This is a genomic window from Qipengyuania thermophila, assembly GCF_004153605.1.
Taxonomy (GTDB): Bacteria; Pseudomonadota; Alphaproteobacteria; order Sphingomonadales; family Sphingomonadaceae; genus Qipengyuania_B; species Qipengyuania_B thermophila.
This window is the reverse complement of the sequence record NZ_SDSI01000002.1, coordinates 402881-420084: the sequence shown is the minus strand read 5'-3', so window position 1 is coordinate 420084 and position 17204 is coordinate 402881. Positions and strand designations below refer to the sequence as shown.

Annotated in this window: 20 protein-coding genes; 7 read left to right on the top strand and 13 right to left on the bottom strand. The window is 68.5% G+C overall.

The window, feature by feature from the left end:
* Window positions 1-18: 18 nt before the first annotated feature.
* The gene (locus ETO60_RS06350; RefSeq protein WP_130003832.1) at window positions 19-750 is read left to right on the top strand and encodes an RNA methyltransferase; all 732 of its coding nucleotides are present in this window, start codon (window positions 19-21) and stop codon (window positions 748-750) included.
* Here ETO60_RS06350 and ETO60_RS06345 read toward each other — a convergent pair.
* On the bottom strand, window positions 740-1066 hold the full coding sequence (locus ETO60_RS06345; protein WP_130003830.1) for a chorismate mutase: 327 nt from the start codon (window positions 1064-1066) through the stop codon (window positions 740-742). The genes ETO60_RS06350 and ETO60_RS06345 overlap by 11 nt on opposite strands.
* 233 nt (window positions 1067-1299) lie before the next feature.
* Between ETO60_RS06345 and rpsD the strand changes: the two genes are divergently transcribed.
* The gene (gene rpsD / locus ETO60_RS06340) at window positions 1300-1914 is read left to right on the top strand and encodes a 30S ribosomal protein S4 (protein ID WP_130003828.1); all 615 of its coding nucleotides are present in this window, start codon (window positions 1300-1302) and stop codon (window positions 1912-1914) included.
* Window positions 1915-2030: 116 nt separating this feature from the next.
* Window positions 2031-2240 (top strand): hypothetical protein, encoded by a 210-nt coding sequence (locus tag ETO60_RS06335; RefSeq protein ID WP_130003826.1) that lies wholly within the window; start codon window positions 2031-2033, stop codon window positions 2238-2240.
* Here the strand turns inward: ETO60_RS06335 and ETO60_RS06330 are convergent.
* The 10 genes from ETO60_RS06330 to ETO60_RS06285 form a co-directional block, all read right to left on the bottom strand.
* A complete protein-coding gene (locus tag ETO60_RS06330) occupies window positions 2207-2908 on the bottom strand; it encodes an SDR family NAD(P)-dependent oxidoreductase (protein WP_130003824.1) in 702 nt (233 codons plus the stop codon). The genes ETO60_RS06335 and ETO60_RS06330 overlap by 34 nt on opposite strands.
* Window positions 2905-4032, bottom strand: a complete 1128-nt coding sequence (gene tgt, locus ETO60_RS06325) for a tRNA guanosine(34) transglycosylase Tgt (protein ID WP_130003822.1) — start codon at window positions 4030-4032, stop codon at window positions 2905-2907. Before tgt ends, ETO60_RS06330 begins: the two co-directional genes overlap by 4 nt.
* A 9-nt stretch (window positions 4033-4041) precedes the next feature.
* Window positions 4042-5010 carry a DUF481 domain-containing protein gene (locus ETO60_RS06320; RefSeq protein WP_130003820.1) on the bottom strand — a complete coding sequence of 323 codons (969 nt, stop codon included), beginning with the start codon at window positions 5008-5010 and terminating at the stop codon, window positions 4042-4044.
* Window positions 5011-5068: 58 nt separating this feature from the next.
* A complete protein-coding gene (locus ETO60_RS06315; protein ID WP_130003818.1) occupies window positions 5069-5833 on the bottom strand; it encodes an ABC transporter permease in 765 nt (254 codons plus the stop codon).
* Window positions 5827-6819 carry an ABC transporter ATP-binding protein gene (locus tag ETO60_RS06310; protein WP_234026364.1) on the bottom strand — a complete coding sequence of 331 codons (993 nt, stop codon included), beginning with the start codon at window positions 6817-6819 and terminating at the stop codon, window positions 5827-5829. Before ETO60_RS06310 ends, ETO60_RS06315 begins: the two co-directional genes overlap by 7 nt.
* A complete protein-coding gene (gene queA / locus ETO60_RS06305; protein ID WP_130003816.1) occupies window positions 6816-7862 on the bottom strand; it encodes a tRNA preQ1(34) S-adenosylmethionine ribosyltransferase-isomerase QueA in 1047 nt (348 codons plus the stop codon). Before queA ends, ETO60_RS06310 begins: the two co-directional genes overlap by 4 nt.
* Before the next feature lie 43 nt (window positions 7863-7905).
* A complete protein-coding gene (locus ETO60_RS06300; RefSeq protein ID WP_130004615.1) occupies window positions 7906-8574 on the bottom strand; it encodes a peptidylprolyl isomerase in 669 nt (222 codons plus the stop codon).
* Window positions 8575-8650: 76 nt separating this feature from the next.
* Window positions 8651-9166, bottom strand: coding sequence for a pantetheine-phosphate adenylyltransferase (coaD, locus tag ETO60_RS06295; protein WP_130003814.1), 516 nt, complete (start codon window positions 9164-9166; stop codon window positions 8651-8653).
* A complete protein-coding gene (locus tag ETO60_RS06290) occupies window positions 9163-10029 on the bottom strand; it encodes a polyprenyl synthetase family protein (RefSeq protein WP_234026363.1) in 867 nt (288 codons plus the stop codon). Before ETO60_RS06290 ends, coaD begins: the two co-directional genes overlap by 4 nt.
* Before the next feature lie 44 nt (window positions 10030-10073).
* Window positions 10074-10361, bottom strand: a complete 288-nt coding sequence (locus tag ETO60_RS06285; RefSeq protein WP_390612605.1) for an exodeoxyribonuclease VII small subunit — start codon at window positions 10359-10361, stop codon at window positions 10074-10076.
* Between the two features lie 92 nt (window positions 10362-10453).
* Between ETO60_RS06285 and purL the strand changes: the two genes are divergently transcribed.
* A complete protein-coding gene (purL, locus tag ETO60_RS06280) occupies window positions 10454-12676 on the top strand; it encodes a phosphoribosylformylglycinamidine synthase subunit PurL (RefSeq protein WP_130003810.1) in 2223 nt (740 codons plus the stop codon).
* A 42-nt stretch (window positions 12677-12718) separates the two neighbouring features.
* On the opposite strand, the gene ETO60_RS06275 is transcribed toward purL, so the two are convergent.
* Both ETO60_RS06275 and serB read right to left on the bottom strand, forming a co-directional pair.
* On the bottom strand, window positions 12719-13546 hold the full coding sequence (locus ETO60_RS06275; protein ID WP_130003808.1) for a Coq4 family protein: 828 nt from the start codon (window positions 13544-13546) through the stop codon (window positions 12719-12721).
* An 82-nt stretch (window positions 13547-13628) separates the two neighbouring features.
* Window positions 13629-14492 carry a phosphoserine phosphatase SerB gene (gene serB, locus ETO60_RS06270; protein WP_130003806.1) on the bottom strand — a complete coding sequence of 288 codons (864 nt, stop codon included), beginning with the start codon at window positions 14490-14492 and terminating at the stop codon, window positions 13629-13631.
* On the opposite strand from serB, the gene miaA reads away from it, so the two are divergent.
* Genes miaA through ETO60_RS06255 form a run of 3 tightly spaced genes read left to right on the top strand, consistent with a single transcriptional unit; the run spans window position 14491 to window position 17177 of the window.
* Window positions 14491-15399, top strand: a complete 909-nt coding sequence (miaA, locus tag ETO60_RS06265) for a tRNA (adenosine(37)-N6)-dimethylallyltransferase MiaA (RefSeq protein ID WP_130003804.1) — start codon at window positions 14491-14493, stop codon at window positions 15397-15399. The two genes, serB and miaA, sit on opposite strands and share 2 nt — an antisense overlap.
* Window positions 15400-15456: 57 nt before the next feature.
* A complete protein-coding gene (locus ETO60_RS06260; protein ID WP_130003802.1) occupies window positions 15457-16110 on the top strand; it encodes a YceI family protein in 654 nt (217 codons plus the stop codon).
* Between the two features lie 2 nt (window positions 16111-16112).
* The gene (locus tag ETO60_RS06255; protein ID WP_130003800.1) at window positions 16113-17177 is read left to right on the top strand and encodes an amidohydrolase family protein; all 1065 of its coding nucleotides are present in this window, start codon (window positions 16113-16115) and stop codon (window positions 17175-17177) included.
* Window positions 17178-17204: the final 27 nt, after the last annotated feature.

The following is a 17204-nucleotide window of genomic DNA, read 5'->3' as shown; positions in this document are numbered from 1 at the left end:
TGCGCCATCGGCCGCAGGATGCATTCCGATCGCGCCCCGGCCATCGTTCTCGTGCGTCCCCAGCTTGGCGAAAACATCGGCAAGGCTGCGCGGGCGATGCTCAATTTCGGCCTGACGGATCTGCGTCTGGTGGCGCCGCGGGATGGCTGGCCCAATCCTGCGGCGGGTCCCGCGGCGGCCGGTGCGGACAGCGTGCTGGCCGCGGCGCGCGTCTATCCCGACGTGTCCTCCGCCATCGCCGAATGCAGCAACGTGTTCGCGACAACCGTGCGCAAGCGCGGCGTGACCAAGCCGGTGCTCGCCCCGCGTGAGGCGGCGGTGCAGATGGCGGCCCTGCCGGGCCGGTCCGCCATCCTGTTCGGCCCGGAACGCTCCGGCCTCGAGACGGCCGACGTCGCCCTCGCCCGCACGATCCTGACCATACCCATCAATCCCGGTTTCGGCTCGCTCAATCTTGCCCAGGCGGTTGCGATCTGTGCCTACGAATGGAGCCTCACCGCCGCCGCCGAAGGCCTGTCCCAGCCCACGGCGACACAGCTGCTACCGCCGGCGCCGCAACACGAACTCGACGGGTTGATCGCCCATTTCGAACGGCTGCTCGAGCCGGCTGGCTACTTCCTGCCCGCCGACCGCGCTGCGGCGACCCGCCTGACCCTGCGCAACCTGCTGACCCGGGCAAGCTGGAACCATCTCGAAGTGCGGACGCTGCGCGGCGCGCTGTCGGCGATCGAGCGGCGGATCAACGCCTGATCCGGTCCCATTCCTCCATCTCGTAAGCGATGGAGCTTTCCACCAGCACGTCCCACATGGCAGCCACGCAATCGTCCGGAACACCGCGTCCGATCGCGTCCTGCCGGGCATTGGCGATGACCTGCGCCTTGCGTGCCTCGTCGCGCACCGCATCGCGTCGTTCCTTGATCCGGGCCGCGGCGCGCATGTAGCCGAACCGTCTTTCCAGCAGCGCCATGAGCAGCCGGTCGGTGTGATCGACGCCGGCGCGCACCTGCTCCATCGTCTCGCAACGCTCGGGGGCGATGGTGTTGCTGTCGTGTCGTGAGGTGCACATGGCGCCGTCCTGCCGAGACCCGGCCCTTTTGTCGAGAGCGGGCCGCGCAACCCAACCGCCCGCAGGAGCCGGAACGCGCGGCTTGACCCCGCGCCGCCATGTGCTATCGGCCGCGCTCGCGAATTGGCTCCGCACCCCGGTGAAGCGGATGCCGCGCCAGATGCAAGGGTCTGGCGGTGCGATGCCGGGTTGAAGCCGCCACCCTTCGGCGGCCAGCAGATCAGGAGACGACCATGACCAAGCGCACCAGCGCCAAGCACAAGCTCGATCGCCGCATGGGCGAGAACATCTGGGGGCGGCCTAACTCCCCCGTCAACAAGCGGTCCTACGGCCCCGGCCAGCACGGGCAGCGCCGCAAGGGCAAGGTGAGCGACTTTGGTCTGCAGCTCCGCGCCAAGCAGAAGCTCAAGGGCTATTACGGCGACGTCACGGAGAAGCAGTTCAAGCGCACCTATCAGGAAGCGAGCCGCATGCGCGGCGACACGGGCCAGAACCTCATCGGTCTGCTCGAGCGGCGCCTCGACATGGTGGTTTATCGCGCCAAGTTCGTGCCGACCATCTTCGCCGCCCGCCAGCTCGTCAGCCATGGACACGTGCGCGTCAACGGCGTGAAATGCAACATCGCCAGCCGGCGTGTGGATGTCGGCGACGTGATCAGCCTCGGGCCCAAGGCCAAGGAAATGGCGCTGGTGATCGAGGCGCAGAGCCTGCCCGAACGCGACATCCCCGACTATGTCGTTCCCGATGGCAACGACAAGGTGACGTTCACCCGCGTGCCGAAGCTCGACGAGGTGCCCTATCCGGTGACGATGGAACCGAACCTGGTGGTGGAGTTTTACTCCCGCTGACGCTTCATCATACGACAGGAAGGGCGGCCGCCATGGCCGCCTTTTTTGTGCGCCCCTCCCGCTTCTCGCCGCAAAAGGCGGAACAACAAAGAACCATCCCTTTTGTACTGAATGTCATGATTCAGTACCGTTTTCTCACTCCCCGCCGGCGGGGCAAGTGGTACGGATCGCTCACCGAGGCGCAGTATCACGCCAATGCGATCGGGGCCGGGTTCCTGGATTCCGCGGGCACCTTCGTCCCCTATCGGGGTACAGTGCTCGAGTTGCGGCACGTGGGGACGGGCAGCCCGGTTCAGGGGGCGATCTCGACCCCGTCCCACCCGTAGATCCTCCCGGTGTCGGCGGGTTGCAGCGTGTCCAGCACATCGAGCAGGTGTCCGGCGGCATCCTCGGGGCTGAAGACGTGGTGTCCGGCACCGCTGCGCCGGTGAGGGCGGGACAGCTTCGTCGCAACCGTGCCCGGGTGCAGACCCACGCAGAAGGCATCGGGCCGCGTGCGCGCAAGTTCGATGGCCAGCGAGCGGATGATCATGTTGAGCGCAGCCTTGGACGCGCGATAACCGTACCAGCCTCCGAGCCGGTTGTCGGAGATGCTGCCCACGCGCGCCGACAAGGCCGCGAATGCCGACCGCCCTCGTCGCGGCAGCAGCGGCAGGAAGTGCTTGGCGACCAGCGCCGGGCCGGTGGCGTTGATGGCGAAACTTTCGGCCATCCCCGCCGGTTCTATCTGGCGCCAACTCTTCTCCGGGGAGCATTGCCGCCCGTCCAGAATGCCGGTGGCTACGATGACGAGATGCCAAGGTCCGCTTTCGGCACACCACTGCGCGGCGCCGGCGATGCTCGCTTCGTCTGTCAGGTCGAGCGGGGGAAGCGCGCCCCCTCCCGCCCGGCTGAACCCCGCCACTTCCGTGCCGGCGCTCTCAAGCCGTGCCACCAGCGCGCTGCCGATGCCGCCCGAGGCGCCGACGACCACCGCGCGCGGCCATCCAGTCACCGCTCCGCCCCGTAGGATGCGCGGAAAGACGCGGCGAAGGCGGCGAACTCCCCCCGCGCAATGGCGGCGCGCATGCGCGCCATCAACTGCTGATAGAAAGCGAGGTTGTGCTCGGTCATCAGCATTGCGCCGAGGATTTCCTTGCTGCGGACGAGATGGTGCAGATAGGCGCGCGAATACCCGCGGCACACGTCGCAGGTGCAACGATCATCAAGCGGCGACTCATCTTCAGCAAACCGGCTGTTGCGCAGGTTGAGCGGCCCGGACCATGTGAAGGCCTGTCCGTTCCGGCCTGAACGGGTCGGCAGGACGCAGTCGAACATGTCGATGCCCCGCTCCACGGCGCCGACGAGATCGTCCGGCTTGCCGACACCCATCAGGTAGCGGGGCCGATCCGCCGGGAGCTGCCCCGGAGCAAAATCCAGAGTGGCGAACATCGCCTCCTGCCCCTCGCCGACGGCAAGGCCGCCCACGGCATAGCCATCGAACCCGATCGCGGTGAGCGCCTCGGCGCTGTGCCGCCTCAGATCCTCGTCCAGGCCGCCTTGCTGGATGCCGAACAGGGCGGCACGCTGCACATGATCGGCGCCTGCGTCGAAGGCGGTTCGGCTTCGCGCGGCCCAGCGCATCGACAGCTCCATGCTCCGGCCCAGCGCATCGCGATCCTGATCCGGGCGCGGGCATTCGTCGAAGGCCATGACGATGTCGGAGCCGAGCAGGCGCTGGATCTCCATCGACCGCTCGGGCGTGAGGATGTGGCGTGACCCGTCGAGGTGGCTGCGGAAGGTGACGCCCTCCTCGGACAGCGAGCGCAGCTCCGCGAGGCTCATGACCTGATAGCCGCCGCTGTCCGTCAGGATCGGCAACTCCCAGCCCATGAAACGGTGCAGCCCGCCGAGTCGCGCCACCCGTTCGGCGCCCGGCCGCAGCATGAGATGATAGGTGTTGCCGAGAATGATCTGTGCTCCCAGCGCGCGGACGGTGCCCGGCTTCATCGCCTTGACGCTGGCCGCGGTGCCGACCGGCATGAATGCCGGCGTGTCGATCACCCCCCGCCGCATGGCGATGCGCCCGGCCCGCGCGGCGCCGTCGGTGGCGAGAAGGTCGAACTGGAAGCGTGTCATCGGGACCGCTCAGAACCCGTACACGAACGAGAAGCGCGACAGCGTGTCCGTGCGCTGTCCGCCCGGCGGCGGGTTGCTGTCATAGTCGACCGTATAGCTCACGCGGACAGAGACGGAGTCCGTCACCTTTGCGTCGAGAGCGGTGACGAGATTGAGGTTGGTGTTGCGCGAGTCGAGCACGACCGTCGCCGAACCCGCCGTTTCCGCCACGGCGTTGGCGTCATGGGAAAGCGTGAGCCGGTCGGTGATGCGCCAGTCGAAATCGACCCCGATCAGCGCGGCGAGCCGCAGGTCGCTGCCTCCCGCGGTGTAGCGAAGGTGGCGCAGCGCCGGCCCGGCCTTGATCGACAGGTCAAGATCGTCGCGGTCGACGAGGTGGTGTCCGATGCCACCGGACAAGGAGGTGCGGGACACGAAACCCTGCACGCGGTCGGTCTCGAACTGGCCGAGCCCGTAGGCGAACAGGCGCGGACTGAACTCGTAGCGTGGCTCGTAGGCGGCGAGGAGCTGCTCGCGCACGGTTCGCTCGCCCGCCCGCTGATAATCGCCGCGCAGCAGCAGCTTGTGCTGCCACGGCCCATCGGTGGCAGTGACGTTCAGCGCGGCGGTGATGCCGCTGCTCCGTCCCGACCCTGTGGCACGAAATCCGCCCAGTTCCCCTCGTCCGGACCATGTGGCCCGGCGGGCGGGCGGCGGGGCAGCGTCCTGCGGCACCGGAGCCTCGGCTGGCAGCTCAGCGGCGGCGATCTGCGCCGCCGGAACCGGGGTCCGGTTCTGCCAGCGCTGCTCCAGCGCGGCAATCGCATCGCCATGTTCGGGGTGGGTCTGCCGGGCAAGGTCGAGCACGGTTTCAACCTTGTCCGCGTCGCCGGTGGCCATGGCCGCCTCAATCATCAGGCGCAGCGGTTCGGGCAGGGTTGCAGCCTGCCCGGCCAGCGGGAGGACGAGTGTCGCCGCCATGGCAAAGGCGTGCATCATGCCGACCGTCGTAGGACCGGACCCGGCTCCGACGCAAGGCGGCTGCGCGTGGAACGCATCAGCTTCGCAGCCTCCAGCCGGTCCTGAACACCAGCCCGACCGCGCCGGCACAGACCGCAAGGAAGCCCAGCGTCATCAGCAGCGAAGTTGCAAACGGCACATCCGCCTGTCCGAAGAAGGTCCAGCGCAGGCCGCTGACGAGATACACGATCGGGTTGAGCATGGCCGCCATGCGCCACGGCTCCGCCAGCATGCCAATGGAGTAGAACGTCCCGCCAAGAAAGGTGAGCGGCGTCAGGATCAGCAAGGGGACCAGCTGCAGCTTTTCGAAGCCTTCAGCCCAGATCCCGAGCAGGAACCCGAGCAGCGAGAAGGCGGTGGCGATCAGGACCACGTAAAGCAGGGCAAGCACCGGATGAGCGATGCTGTAGTCGACGAACAGCCGTGCGGTCAGGAGAATGATCGCCGCGAGCACCAGGCTCTTGGTGGCCGCCGCGCCGACGAAGCCGAGCAGGATTTCCGTTGCTCCTACGGGAGCCGAGAGCAGCTCGTAGATCGAGCCGGTGAAGCGCGGCATGTAGATCCCGAAGCTCGCGTTGGAGGTGCTCTCCGACAGCAGCGTGAGCATCAACAGGCCGGGCACGATGAAGGCGCCGTATGCCACACCGTCGATGGCATCCATGCGCCCGCCGATGGCGGCACCGAACACGATGAAGTAGAGCGACGTGGTGAGCACGGGCGCGACGAGCGACCCGAAGACGGTGCGCCGGAACCGCGCCAGCTCGTTGGTGTAGATTGCCCACGTCGATCGGGTGTTCAGCACGCGCGTGTCCCTTCCGCGTCGACGAACTGCATGAAGATGTCCTCGAGCGAGGATTCCCGCTGCTCGATGGCGGTGAAACGCTCGCCCATTTCCGCGAGGCGCTGCGCCAAGACGGCAACGTGCTCGCGTCCGCGTCCCGCGCCGTCGCCACCCCGGTAGAGCAGCACCCGGCCCCCGTCGACGAGTTCGACAGGCAGATCGGCAAGCGGTTCCGGCACCGCGCCGAGCGGCCGGATGAGGGTGAAGCGCGCCTCCGTGCGCCCGAGCCGCTTCATCATGCTCCGCTTGTCGTCGACCAGCAGCAGCCGGCCGCGGTGCATGATCCCGATCCGGTCGGCCATCTCCTCCGCCTCTTCGAGATAGTGCGTCGTCAGGATGATGGTCACGCCGCGGGCCTTGAGGCCGGCGATCTGACGCCACATGTCGCGGCGCAATTCCACGTCCACGCCCGCCGTCGGCTCGTCGAGGAACAGGATGTCGGGTTCGTGCGCCAGCGCCTTGGCGATCAGGACCCTGCGCTTCATCCCGCCCGACAGGGTGCGGATCTGTGCGTCACGCTTGTCCCACAGGGACAGCGAACGCAGCACCTCCTCCAGCAGATCCGCGGCGGGCGAGCGTCCGAACAGGCCGCGCGAGTAGCGCACCTGCCGCCAGACAGTGTCGAAGATGTCGAACCCGAGTTCCTGCGGCACCAGGCCGATGCGTCCGCGCATCGCGCGCCAGTGCCGCCGCGCGTCTTGTCCGAAGGCCTGGATGCGGCCGGAGGTGGGACGCACGAGGCCGCACACGGCGCCGATCAGCGTCGTCTTGCCCGCGCCGTTCGGGCCAAGCAGCGCGAAGATCTCTCCCGGACGGATCTGCAGGCTGACGTTGTCCAGCGCGAGCGCCCCGCCGGCAAATCGCTTCGTCAGACCGTCGATCTGCAGGATGGGAGGCGCCTCGTCCTCCGCCGGAACCGCGCCGGGCAGCGAGCGCTCACCCGTCAAGGCAGCAACAGCGACGAGTCGCCATACGAGTAGAAGCGGTACTGGTTCTCGATCGCATGCGCGTACGCCTCCAGCATCCGTTCACGTCCCATGAGCGCGCTCACCAGCATGAACAGGGTTGAACGCGGCAGGTGGAAATTGGTCACCAGTCCGTCAATGGCGCGGAAGCGGTAGCCGGGCGTGATGAAGATGTCGGTCGACCCGGTAAACGGGACGACGCTTCCGTTGTCGTCCGCCGCGCTTTCAAGGAGCCGGAGGCTGGTGGTGCCAACGGCGATGATCCGCCCTCCCTGTGCCTTCGCCTCGTTCAATGCCCGCGCCGCCTCCGGCGTGATGCGTCCCCATTCGGAGTGCATGGCATGGTCCCGGGTGTCCGCGGCCTTGACCGGCAGGAACGTTCCCGCTCCGACATGCAGCGTCACCGTCGTGCTGCGGATGCCCGCGCCGGCCAGTTCCCCAAGCACGGCGTCGGTGAAATGCAGCGCCGCCGTGGGTGCCGCCACCGCACCATCCTCTCGCGCAAACACCGTCTGGTAATCGGCACGGTCGCGCGCGTCCGCGCGGCGGCGGCTGGCGATGTAAGGGGGAAGCGGCACCGTGCCCGCGCGCGCCAGCAGATCCTCGGCCGGTTCGGCACCCAGGAACGAGAGGTGAAAGCTGCCATCCGGCAGCCGGTCCTCCACTTCAGCCGCGACGTCGTGGCCGAAATCGATCCGGTCGCCCGGCGCGAGCCGCCGGCCGTTGCGGACGAAGGCATGCCAGCGCCGCGCGCCGAGCCGCTGATGCAGCGTCACACCGATCTTCGCGCCCGCCCCTCCGTCGCGTGCGCGCCTGACGCCTTCAAGCTGTGCCGGAATGACCCGGGTGTCGTTGAACACCAGCAGGTCTCCGGCACGCAGGAGGCGCGGCAATTCGCGGAACACATGGTCGCCGAACGGCCCCTCGCGCGTGGCCACCAGCAGACGCGCTGCGTCGCGCGGCACTGCGGGGCGGAGGGCGATCCGGTCCTCGGGCAGGTCGAAGTCGAACAGGTCGGTCTTCACGCCCCGCCCCTAGCGCAGCGGCGCAAACGGAGAAAGACGCGGCTCAGCGCAGCAGGGCATCCAGCCCTTCGCCCGGCGGCGGGACGGCCGCAGGCTGTGCGGGGGGCCGGGGGCGGTTCTGGCTGGCAATCGAGGCCTGGAGGATGCGGGTCGGATTGGCCGGCGGCTCGCCCCGCGCGATGGCGTCCACCGCCTCCATCCCCGCGATCACCCGGCCGAAATTGGTGTAGCGGCGATCAAGGCTGAAGCGCGGGTAGAAGACGATGAAGAACTGGCTGTTGGCGCTGTTCTCCGCCTCGGCGCGGGCCATGCTGACGGTGCCGCGCACATGCGGCATCGGATTGAACTCGGCCGCAAGATCCGGGAGCGGCGAGCCGCCCTGCCCCGTGCCGGTGGGATCGCCGGTCTGCGCCATGAAGTTGTCGATCACGCGGTGAAACACGACCCCATCGTAGAAGCCCTGCTGCGCCAGCGTCTTGATCCGCTCGACATGGGCGGGCGCCCATTGCGGCATCAGGCGAATGGCCACGCGTTCGCCGCTGGACAGATCGAGATAGAGGATGTTGTCGCGATCCTCGGCAAGGTTGAAGTTGACCCGCGCGGTGAAATCCTGCGCCCCGGTGGCCGCGCTGGTCGGCGCGGGCTGTTGGGCCAACGCGGCGCCCGCGGGAAGTGCTGCCAGGGCCGCGGCAAGGGCAATGCGCATCAGCATGGTCATGGGGTTCCGTCGCTTGAACTGTCTCGAGCGCCCGCCGTTAGCGCGCGCCCTCTGTCCTGGCCATGAATATCTAGTACTCGCCGCGCAGGCCGACCGATTGCACGCGCGCGATCAGATCGGCGGCCACCTGCGGGCTGACGAACGGCGCGATGTCGCCGCCGAACAGGGCGATCTCCTTGACGAGCTTGGAGGCGATCGGCTGGAGCGAGACATCCGCCATCAGGAACACCGTTTCGATGGAATGGTCGATCTGCTGGTTCATGCCGGCCATCTGGTACTCGTACTCGAAGTCGGCCACCGCTCGCAGGCCGCGGATGAGGATGCCGGCGTTCATGCGCCGGGCGAACTTCACCAGCAGGGCGTCGAATCCCTGCACCTCGACATTGCCAAGGCCGAGCGCCCCGACCTCGCGCCGGACCATGTCCTGCCGCTCCGCCGCGGAGAAGAGCGGCTGCTTGGACGGATTGGTGGTCACCCCGACGATCAGCCGGTCGACAAGCTTGCTTGCGCGGCGGATGATGTCGGCATGGCCAAGCGTCACAGGATCGAAGGTGCCGGGATAGATGCCCGTGCGCGGCCCCGTCACCGGTCGCGCTCCACGACGAAGCGCGCCAGCGCGCGCAGCACGTCGGCGCGGGCGTCGAACCCCGACAGGCAGGCAACGGCCTGCTCGGCCAGCGTGCGGGCCTGATTGCGCGCGCCCTCGACGCCGAGAATGGTCACGAACGTCTGCTTCCCCTGCTCGCCATCCTTGCGCAGCGCCTTGCCCGCAAGTTCCTCGTCTCCTTCGACGTCGAGCAGATCATCGGCAATCTGGAAGGCCAGCCCGAGGTCGCGCGCATAGGCTCTGAGCGGTGCCCGCCCGTCGACCGGGAGCCGCCCGAGGATCATGCCCATCTCGACCGCGGCCGACAGCAGCGCGCCGGTCTTGAGCTGCTGAAGCCGCGTCACGGTGGGCAGGTCGTAGGCCCCGGCGCTGGCGAGCATGTCCATCATCTGCCCGCCGGCCATGCCGTTGTGGCCGCTCGCCCGCGCGAGGCATTCCACCAGTTCGGCGCGCACGAACGGGTCGCCCGACATCTGCGGCGTCGCCAGCAGCTCGAAGGCCAGCGCATGCAGGCAATCTCCGGCAAGAACGGCGGTGGCTTCGTCGAACTGCACGTGAACGGTGGGCCGTCCATGCCGCGTGGCGTCATCGTCCATGCAAGGCAGATCGTCATGGATGAGCGAATAGATGTGGATCGCTTCCACCGCGCACGCGGCCCGGATGGCGATGTCGCGGTCGACGGAAAACTGCCGCGCCGCCTCGGTCAGCAGCAGCGGCCGGATCCGCTTGCCTCCACCGATGGCCGCATACCGCATCGCCTCGACGAGACGCGCGCGACGATCGTCGGGCACAGGCAGGAGGCGACCGAAGGCCGCATCGATCTCCTGCCGGACAGATGCCATGGCGGAACCGAGAGTGTCCGCCCCCCCTCCCGATGCCGCCATGCTCAGGCGTTCTCGTCGAAGGGACGCGCCCCGGCCGCCTCGCCATCCGCATCGACGACGATCTGCCGGATGCGCATTTGCGCGCTGTCCAGCCGCGCTTGGCAGAGGCGGCGCAGCTCTTCGCCGCGTTCGTACAGGCTGATCGACTCCTCCAGCGGCTCTTCGCCGCTCTCCAGCCGGCGGACGACCTGCTCGAGTTCCGCAAGCGCCTGCTCGAACGTCATGGCGGCACGCGCATGGGGATCGGGTTCCATCCGAAGATCAATGGCGGGCGTCGCGGCGGTGGTCAAGGAGCGGCTGCCGATCGTCCGACGCGGACGCCAATCATGGGTGTGCACAGGCCGCTGGCGCTTGCGGCCCCGTCTGGAGTAAGGCGCCGGCCATGAACAGCACACCCCCACCCTCGACAGCCGAACTCGCCGAGCAGCACGGGCTGGATCCGGCCGAATACGACCGTGTCCTCAAGGCCCTTGGCCGCGAACCGAACCTCGTCGAGCTGGGGGTGTTCTCCGTGATGTGGAGCGAGCACTGCTCCTACAAGTCGTCGCGCATACACCTCGGCAAGCTTCCGACCGAGGCACCGTGGGTCATCTGCGGACCGGGCGAGAACGCGGGCGTGATCGACATCGGCGACGGACAGGCCGCCATCTTCAAGATGGAGAGCCACAATCACCCGTCCTACATCGAACCCTATCAGGGCGCGGCGACCGGCGTCGGGGGCATCCTGCGCGACGTGTTCACGATGGGCGCCCGGCCGGTCGCGAACGCCAACGCCCTGCGTTTCGGGCGCCCCGACCACCCGCGAATGCAGCATCTTGTCCGGGGCGTCGTCGCCGGGATCGGCGGCTACGGCAATTGTGTCGGGGTGCCGACGGTCGCCGGCGAGACCAATTTCCATCCCGCCTATGACGGCAACATCCTCGTCAACGCCATGACCGTTGGCATCGCCGAGACCAGCCGCATCTTCTACTCCGCGGCGAGCGGCATCGGCAATCCAATCGTCTATGTCGGTTCCAAGACCGGGCGTGACGGCATTCACGGCGCGACCATGGCCTCGGCCGACTTCGGCGAGGATGCGGACGCCAAGCGGCCCACCGTGCAGGTCGGCGATCCCTTCACGGAAAAGCTGCTGATCGAGGCGTGTCTCGAACTGATGGCCACGGATGCCATCATCGCCATTCAGGACATGGGCGCGGCCGGCCTCACCTCATCTTCGGTGGAGATGGGTGCCAAGGGCGGTGCGGGCATCCATCTCGACATGAACAAGGTGCCCTGCCGCGAGGAGGGGATGACGCCGTACGAGATCATGCTGAGCGAGAGCCAGGAGCGGATGCTCATGGTGCTCAAGCCCGGCCGCGAGGCGGAAGCCGAGGCGATCTTCCGCAAGTGGGATCTGGACTTCGCCGTCATCGGCTCCGTCACCGACACCGGGCGGCTCGTGCTCGAATGGAACGGCGACGTCGTGTGCGACATACCGCTCGGGCCGCTGGCGGACGAGGCGCCGCGCTATGACCGCCCCTATCTGGACCGCAACGCCTACCGCGCGTGGGCGCAGGTGAAGTCGGAACAGGACTGGCCGGAGAGCGACGACATCGGCGGCGACCTTGAACGCTTGCTTGCATGCCCCGACCTCGCCTCGCGGCGCTGGATCACGCAGCAATACGACAGCCAGGTTGGCGCAGATACGCTGCAGACCGGGGGCGATGCGGGCGTTGTCCGGGTGCACGGGACCGGAAAGGCGCTGGCGATCACGACCGACTGCACCCCGCGCTACGTCTACGCCGACCCTTACGAAGGCGGGAAACAGGCGGTCGCGGAAGCCTATCGCAACCTGTGTGCGGTCGGGGCAAGGCCGCTGGCCATCACCAACTGCCTGAACTTCGGCAATCCGCAGCGTCCCGAGATCATGAGCCAGTTTGTCCATGCCATTGAAGGCATGGCGGAGGCGTGCGCCGCGCTCGACTTTCCCGTGGTGAGCGGCAATGTGTCGCTCTACAATGAAAGTCGCGCGACCGGAGGTGGAAGCGCGATCCTGCCGACGCCGGCGATCGGCGGTGTGGGGTTGCTCGACGATTACACCCGGATCCACACCATCGCGCTCGAGGGCGAGTGCGAGATCCTGCTGCTCGGCACACCCCAGCGGGCGCTGGGCCAGAGCCTGTGGCTGCGCGAAATCCACGGCATCGAGGCGGGTCTGCCTCCCAGGGTCTATCTGGAAGAAGAACGCGCGCATGGCGAATTCGTGCGTACGCTCGCCGGGACCAGCAGCGTCGCGGCCGTGCATGACGTCAGCGACGGCGGCATGCTCGTGGCGCTCGCGGAGATGGCGCTCGCCGGCGATGTGGGACTGGAACTGCTCGGCCGGCCGGATGCGGACGCCTGTTTTGGGGAGAGCCAGGGTCTCTACCTCATCGCCGTCCGCAAGGCCGCGGCGGTCCTGCGCGAGCGGGCCATGGCCAAAGGGATCACCTGCGAAGTCGTGGCCCGGAGTGGCGGAGACAGCATCCGCGGTGCGGACTGGTCCCGCTCCGTGGCGCAGCTGCGCGCCGCACACGAACGCTTCTTCGACGACTGGATGCAGACGGCGCGCCCGGCCGGCTCCTGAGCCTGTCCCCGGCTGCGCGCGCGGGGATCGGCAGGAGCGCGATCACGCGGCCTGAGGTCGCTCCGGCGCCATCAGGTGGAACGGGTCGATGCCTTCCGCGCGCCAAACGCGGTGACACTCGCGATACCAGCGCGGCTCGGGAATGTTGAGCTGGCGGCGCACCTCCTCGAGGTTCAGCGCCAGCAGATCGCGGATGGGCAGGAAAATCAGCGGCGGACACGCCCGGCCCGTGCGCTGCGCCTCAAGGGCGGCCTTGAAGATCGGGGCGCGCGTGCGGGTCAGACGCCTGATGTGCGCCGCGCCGGCCCAGCCGATGAGGAGATGGCCATGCGAGGGCTGCTGACCATGGGTGAACAGCAGCACGCACTGCTCGCCCAGTGCATCGCGGCTGTAGCCGGTGAGCACATGCATCAGGTCATGCACATCGCGGCTGCGGTCCGCGACCCACTGAACGAGGTCGTCGTAGCGCGGCCGGCCAAGCTTGTCGGCCTCGGCCACCAGTCCCGCGGCCGACAGTCCCTGGCTCTCCATGAAATCGCAATAGGCATGCGCCACGCTGCCGCGCGGCAGGCGGCGAAGGGCGGCGTGGTCGTCGAGGATGGGCGGCAGATACGGCTCGGACCGGCGCAACGCCTCTCCATGCGGAGATAGGGCAAGCCGGCGCACGCGGGGAAGAAAGCTCTTCGACGGCAGAGCCTCGAAGATCTTGAAGACGTGGCTGGTCTCTTCCTTGTCCTTCAGGAGCTCGCGGAAGTGGTGGACCGCCCGCGGCAGGCTGTAGCGCGGAACCGCGCGCGCCGGGTCGCGGAGCGGGACGCCGTCGCTGCTGCATTCGATCGCAAGGGGAGCGGAAGGGACGGGAGCGTTCATCTCGACCTCACTACTGACAAAGGTGTAAATAGCAAGATGCGGGTCTCCCCGCAAGTCCTGTCGATCGGCAGCCGGGATGAACTCAAGCGAACAGGCGGACGATGGAGGCTAGGTCGCCGCGATTGACGAGCAGGGACGCCTGCTCCTGCGCCACCGGCTTGCCATGATAGGCGCCGCCGATGTCCGCCCGCGCCAGCATGGCGACATCGTTCGCCCCGTCCCCGAGAGCGAGCACCGGCCCCTGACCGGCAAGCCTGCCCCGTTCCTCGTCGAGGATCGCTGCCTTTCCCTGCGCGTCGAGGATCGGGTCGAGCACCCTGCCCGTCAGCCGTCCTTCGGCCATTTCGAGGCGATTGGCCTCCACCCGGTCGAAGCCGAGTGCGTCCGCGATCACCGCAGCGAAATGCGTGAACCCGCCCGTCACCAGCACGGTCCGGCACCCTTCGCTCCTCAGCCAGCGAAGCAGGTCTCGGGCGCCCGCATGGGGAACGATGCGGTCGCGCAGGCAGGCGGCAATCTCCTCCTCCGTCACGCCCCGTAGCAACGCCACCCGCCCGCGCAGGGAGGCCGCAAAATCGAGCTCGCCGCGCATGGCCCGCTCAGTCACCCGTGCAACCGCGTCGCGCACACCGGCGTAGTCGGCCAGCTCGTCGATGCACTCCTGAGCGATGATGGTCGAATCCATGTCGGACACGAAGAGCGCCGGCGCCTGCGGCGTGTCCTTGGTGACCAGCACATCGCACGGTCCGAGCACGTCCGCGAGGATCCGGGCCGCGGCTCTCGTGTCGCCGTCCGCCAGTCGCCAGTCTCTCCTGTCCGGCGCCTGCGGACGCTCCTCCGCCGCCACGTGCGCGAACCCGCCCCGGCAGAGCGCCGCCTCGACCTCGGCAGCCCTTGCGCGCAGCAGGTCGGGTTCTGCTAGAACTCGGGCAGTGAGCAACGCCATGTCCCCTCACAGAGCCGATGACCGGCCACAGCTATTCCTCATCGCAGGGCCCACTGCCAGCGGCAAGAGCAGGCGGGCGGTCGCTCTCGCGCACGCGATGGAACGCCGCGGCGACCGGGCGGTGATCATCAACGCCGACAGCGCGCAGATGTATGCCGACCTCTCGATCCTGACCGCCCGCCCGACAGCGGCGGAGATGGGCGGGGTGCCGCATCGTCTTTACGGCGTCTGGGACGGAGCACGGCCCGGTTCGGCCGGGCGATACGCGGCGCTCGCCGTCGAGGCCATCGACGACGCCCACGCCGCCGGCGCGGTGCCGATCCTGGTGGGCGGCACCGGTCTTTACCTGCGTGCGGTGCTGGAGGGTCTGGCACCTGTTCCGGATGTCGATCCCGTCATCCGCGCCGAGGTCCGCCGCCTTCCGCAGGACGAGGCGTGGGCGGCTCTCTTGCGGGAAGATCCGCCCATCGCCGCGAGCCTCAACCCGAACGACGCGAGCCGGACACAGCGGGCGCTGGAAGTGAAGCGGTCCACGGGACGCTCGCTGCGCCATTGGCGCGCGGTGCGGACCGGCGGCCTTGGTCATCGGGTCGCAACGACCGCCGAAGTGCTGTTGCCCAATCGCGACAGCCTGTACGCGTGCTGCGACAGCCGTGTCACCCGCATGTTCGAGTCCGGGGCAGTCGCAGAGGTCGAGCGCCTTCTTGCCCGCCGCCTTCCGCCCGAGCTCCCGGTCATGCGCGCGATCGGGGTGCCACAGATCGCCGCCCTGCTACGCGGCGAGCGCACGCTGGAGAGCGCGCTCGAGCAAACCCGTCTTGCCACCCGCCAGTATGCCAAGCGGCAGTACACCTGGTTCAGGCACAGCGCGCCGGCGCATTGGCAGCGGTTCGGGCCGGCGTGCTGATTGCCTGGCCCCCTTCCCCATGCGATAGGATTTGCCGCCACCCAAAGGAGACAGCCCATGTCCGCACCCACGCTTCCGATCGGCATCGCCGCCGCCGTGCTGCTCGCGACCGGCGCTGCCGCGTTCACCAGCCAGGGCCGCCCCGCCGACCTGCCCGGCCAGCTTGACACCACCCGCGTCGCGGCCGGCACCTACGCGGTCGACGGGGCGCACACGCTGGTCCAGTGGAGCGTCGATCACTTCGGCTTCAACCCCTATTTCGGCCTGTTCGGCGATGTCGAAGGAACGCTGACGATCGATCCCGCCAACCTTGCCGGCGCCACCGTCGATGTGACGATCCCCGTCACCTCCCTGTCGGTGGTCAGCGGCGGCCTGCGCGAGCACCTGTTCCGGCCGGGAGCCGACGGAGCCCGCCCCGACTTCTTCGGACCGGAGCCTGCGCCGGCGCGCTTCCGCTCCACCTCCGTGCAGCCGACGGGAGCGCGCGATGCACGGATCCACGGGGAACTCACCCTGAACGGCGTCACGCGACCCCTCGCCATCGACGCCCAGTTCACCGGCGCCGGGGACAACCCGATGAACCGACGCGCCACCGTCGGCTTCACCGGCACCGCCGTGATCAAGCGGTCCGACTTCGGCTTGACCTATGCGCTGCCGCTCGTCGGGGATGAGGTGGAGCTGGCCATCACGGCCGCGTTCGAGCGGCGGTGAGCATGGCGTCTGCCGCCAGACCGGCGGAGGAGGCGCTGGAGCCTGACTGGCGCATCGTCGATCCGCACCACCATCTGTGGGATCTGCGCCCGCTTCTCCCGATTTTCCCCGAACCGCGCCACCCGTTCGTCGCCACGGTGGCCCGCACCCCGCGCTACGGGTTTGATGAACTGATGGGCGACCTCGCCGCGGGTCACCGGGTGACGGCCACCGTGTTCATTGAATGCGGCGCCTTCTACAATCCGGCGTATGGCCCGCGGCAAAGCTTCGGCGAACTCGAATACGTGACGGGCGTGGCGGCGCAGGGCGCCGCGGCCGGCGCTCACGGCGAAGTGCGGCCGTGTGCCGCCATCGTGGGCCATCTCGACCTGCGGATGGACAAGGGGGAGCTTGATGCGGCGCTGGCCGACGCGGCGGTGCGGTTCCCGCGCCTGCGCGGACTGCGCCACCAGGGCGCCTGGCATGCCGATCCCGATGTTCTGGGGCCGCCCTTTCACGCCCCGCCCGGCCTGTATGCTTCCGACGCGTTCCGGCGCGGCGCGGCGCTGCTGAGCGCGCACGCGCTCACCTTCGATGCCTGGGTGCTCGAGCCGCAGCTGGAGGATGTGCTGGATCTCGCGCGGGCGCTGCCCGACCTGCCGATCTGCCTCGATCATTGCGGCACGCCGCTCAACATCGCCGCCGAAGCAGGGAGGCTGGCGGAACGCTTCGGCGTCTGGCGCGACAAGATCACCGCCCTCGCCGCATGCGAGAACGTGGTCGTGAAGCTCGGCGGGCTGGGCATGCCCTTCTGCGGGATGCCGGCGACAGGCGATGATCCGCGGCCCTCTTCGGCGCAGCTCGCCGATCTGTGGCGGCCTTACATCGAGACCTGCATCGAGGCATTCGGCCCCCGCCGGGCCATGTTCGAGTCGAACTATCCCGTCGACCGCTGGGCGGGCGACTACGTGACCATCTGGAACGCCTTCAAGCGGATTGCCGCCGGTGCGTCCGCGGAAGAACGCGACGCGCTGTTCGCCGGCACGGCGGAGCGCTTCTACCGCCTCGCTGATCCGGACGCAGGGTAAGCGCATCACCCCGCCCCGCCGCGACGG